The organism is Arthrobacter sp. B0427-1-12 (assembly GCF_059092905.1).
The window spans coordinates 1-3,286 of the sequence record NZ_JBNHIC010000122.1; the positions used below are offsets into that span (position 1 = coordinate 1).

At 62.5% G+C, this 3,286-nt stretch carries 3 protein-coding genes; 1 reads left to right on the top strand and 2 read right to left on the bottom strand.

Annotated elements, in window-relative coordinates; genetic code table 11:
- Positions 1-595: 595 nt before the first annotated feature.
- On the bottom strand, positions 596-1,228 hold the full coding sequence (locus AC5RWU_RS23930) for an energy-coupling factor transporter transmembrane component T family protein (protein WP_494037347.1): 633 nt from the start codon (positions 1,226-1,228) through the stop codon (positions 596-598).
- Between the two features lie 49 nt (positions 1,229-1,277).
- Positions 1,278-2,270: a class I adenylate-forming enzyme family protein gene (locus tag AC5RWU_RS23935; protein ID WP_494037348.1), complete on the bottom strand. Its 993-nt coding sequence runs from the start codon at positions 2,268-2,270 to the stop codon at positions 1,278-1,280.
- 272 nt (positions 2,271-2,542) lie between these two features.
- Here AC5RWU_RS23935 and AC5RWU_RS23940 point away from each other — a divergent pair, with 272 nt between their 5' ends.
- A complete protein-coding gene (locus tag AC5RWU_RS23940; RefSeq protein ID WP_493986668.1) occupies positions 2,543-3,103 on the top strand; it encodes a TetR/AcrR family transcriptional regulator in 561 nt (186 codons plus the stop codon).
- Positions 3,104-3,286 lie beyond the last annotated feature (183 nt).

The following is a 3,286-nucleotide window of genomic DNA, read 5'->3' on the forward strand; positions in this document are numbered from 1 at the left end:
CCGCAGCCATCTGCTCAATGTGTTCAGTCCGCATGCGCGTCGCCCAGATGCTCTGATGCGCATCACGCAGCGTGGTGTCAATGATCTTGATCTCGCGACGGCTGCCGGCCGGACGGCCGCCCAGACTCATCACCGAAGCGATCGTTTCCGTTCCGTTCGTCAAATCTGACCTCGTTCCTTGCCGCCCTCGAAGAGAGCACGTCACGTGAAATCGTATTCACGCCTGCCTTATGAAATCGTATTCTCGGTATTCCGTCAAGCCCCCGTCCTAGAAGTAAGTGTCGCGGGGCAAGACGGGTGCAGGATGTCAAGAGACGGTGCGGGCCCCGAAGAGGTCTGGTCTAGTGGCCGTCTCAGTCGCCGCATTCCGCACCGGCATGGTTTGGTCGTCCTAGTGCGCTAGGCATTCCCGGGCAGTAATGCTTTGGTCAACCCCCTCTGTGGTTACCACGACCGGAGCCTCGCCCGCGTTGTCCGCAGGTGCCGCCGTGCATGGTTACGCGGGTGTAACTCGTCGTCATAGGATGCGGGGGCAAAAGGCCATGGGTGAGGGTGGACTGCCGTGACGTATCGGCCGACTTCAGACTCCGTGTGCTTAAGTGGGTTCCGTCCCGCCTGGCAGTCCGCGGGCGGCCAGCGCCTTACCGGTGGCCCGGGCGTGACCGACCGTCGCAACGAGTACCGGGCCCATCAGCCGCACCGGCCCCCGGCGCAGGCCGCGGGATGCCAGGGCTTCGGATCGGGTGCGCAGGGCGGTTCCGAGCCAGGGCATCGAGTGCAGCATGACGTTCACGGCCAGCGCGGCAGCTTCCGGATTCACCCCCAGCCGACTGAACAGGCCGAAGAAGCCCGTGAGCCCATCGAGCAGCTCGGTGCCGGGGGTCGTGATCACCAGCAGCCGCGCCGTCGCCAGGGCACCGAAGACGGCGACGATGACCACGGCCGCCGGTCCGAGGGCGTCGATGGAGGACAGGCGGTCCGGCCCCCAGACGCCGGAGGCCCACCGCGCCACGCCAGCGAACCCCAGCAGCGGCCAGCCGCGCCGCCACGGTGCCAGGAACTCGCCGGGCAACCAGGCCAGCCCGTACAGGGCCAGGACCAGCACGAGCACGGAGCCGACGACCACGGGGTGGCGCCAAGCGACCAGCACGATCAGCACGAGGTACTTGCCCGCCAGCGGGACCGTGTGGACCGGGGAGCTGCCGGGCCGGTAGTCCAGCAGGTTCACCGGGCCGCCCTCCGGCTGAGGACGTCGTGACGGTACCAGGAGGTCACCGTCATAACCGGCTGCGCCCCTCGCCTCCTGAATAAAGAACCTTGGCGGAGGCGAACTGTTCGGCTGTGGCGCTCTCGACCTGGCAGATGGCATTGAAGATCGTAATGGACCCGGTCGTGCAGGTGATCTGGTGTTCGGCGAAGGCGTCAACGACAACGGAGGGATTTGTGCGGTTGATGAAAACCAGGCTCATACCATGCAGGAGAGGCGTGATCGCGTCGATTACCGCACCTGTGATGTGGAACAGCGGGGCGATCGCCAAGACGGAGTCCCCCGGTTTTAGTCCCATCCATGCAACACACGTGGATGCGACGCTGAGGACGTTGCCGTGGGTGTTCATCGCACCCTTGGGCGGGCCGGTTGTCCCGGAGGTATAGGTCAGCAGGGCGACGTCGTCGACATCCGGATTGCACCTGGTCGGCGATTGTCCTTTGAACCCCTTGATCAGCTCTGCCATGTCACCGTCAGGGGACGACTCCGCCGGCTCGGTGCTCCGGAAGACCCGGGGGTCGTTGCGGCTCTGGTACTCAAGGCCTGAGGTGGTCACGATCCACTCCACGGAGGTGCCGACGGCCGTCTCGGCCGTCTCAGTGTAGAGCCCATCGTCGGCGATAATTCCACGGGCGCCGGAGTCTTCGATCAAGTGACGCAACTCCCGCCCCTTGTACATAGGGTTAAGCAGAACCGCGATCGCACCGAGTTTCCAGAGCGCAAGAAAAGAAATTGCGTACTGTGGAATGTTCTGCATCTGAATCCCAATGCGGTCGCCGCGCTTGATTCCACGAAACTCCAAGGCAGCGGCAAACGCATCAGAAAGTTCGTTAAGGCGCCGAACTGTGAGAGACCCATCAAAGTACATGATCGCCTTGCGGTTGGGGTTGCGTTTAACCCGGTTTCGCCAAGCCTCGACGAGTGACGTAGCCCCTTCGGTGAGGCGTACAAACAGACCGGGAGGATAGGAGTCTGCCCATTGAGGCCTGGCCGAGGCGTTCACTGTTTGGTCACGTCCATATCAGATTCATCCGTCCAGCGGACGTCAGTTACCGAGCGATCGATCGGCAGATATAATGTGAGATAGACCACCACGTGATGTCAAGGTCTAAGGTTTGTAGGGCACAATACATGCGAGGCTGGAATGTTATGACCAGAGTTTCCCCGAATGCTAACCCCGGTGAGGCTCTGGCGCGAGCCCCTGATACAGCCTTGCGCCTTGGAGGTGCTGAGGGATCCTCGTGGCGTGACTATGCCAATGCCGAGCTTCCTTTGATGCTCAGCAGCGCACTCGAGTGCTTCATGGAGCAGGGTTATCACGGCACGACCATTCGCCAAGTGGCAGCCCGCGCAGGCCTGTCCGTCCCTGGCCTGTACCATCACTACCCTTCTAAACACGCGCTGCTGGTGGCTCTCATATCCCATGCCATGTCGGATCTTTGGATTCGCAGCCAACTCGCGATCGAGGAGGCGGGGACAATGCTTCCACGCCAATTCGATCTTCTTGTCGAATGTCTGATTCTGTTCCATGCGCGGCGGCGAGAACTGGCGTTCATCGCCTTTAGCGAGATCCGGAGTTTGAATGAGGCAGCTCGCACCGAACACATCGCCGCCCGCGACCGCCAGCAACGGCTCCTGGACTCGATCATCGAGCAGGGCGCCGAAACAGGGATCTTCACAACCCACTACCCGCGGGAAGCAAGCATGGCTGTCATCACCATGTGCACCGGCGTCGCCCAATGGTTCCGCCCGGAAGGCCCGCTGACACCCGAGGAGTTGGTCGAGCGATACCGCGAGATCGCGACCATGGCCGTCGGGCGATCAGCGGCGCCCTGACCACATGCCCGGCATCCCGGACGCCTGCCGCTCCTGGCCTGTGCCGCAGGATAGGCCAGCATGCATCGTTTGTAGGCTGCTGACAATGTCAATGGCCATTGGTTTCTGCCCACGGGCGGCCAGTTGATGTGCCCGCTGGTGGCCAGTAAAACTGCCCGATGATGGCCAACAGATCTGCCCACT

Coding starts and splice junctions, on each gene's coding strand:
- AC5RWU_RS23940 (WP_493986668.1), top strand. CDS start 2,543: ATGCTCAGCAGCGCACTCGAGTGCTTCATGGAGCAGGGTTATCACGGC.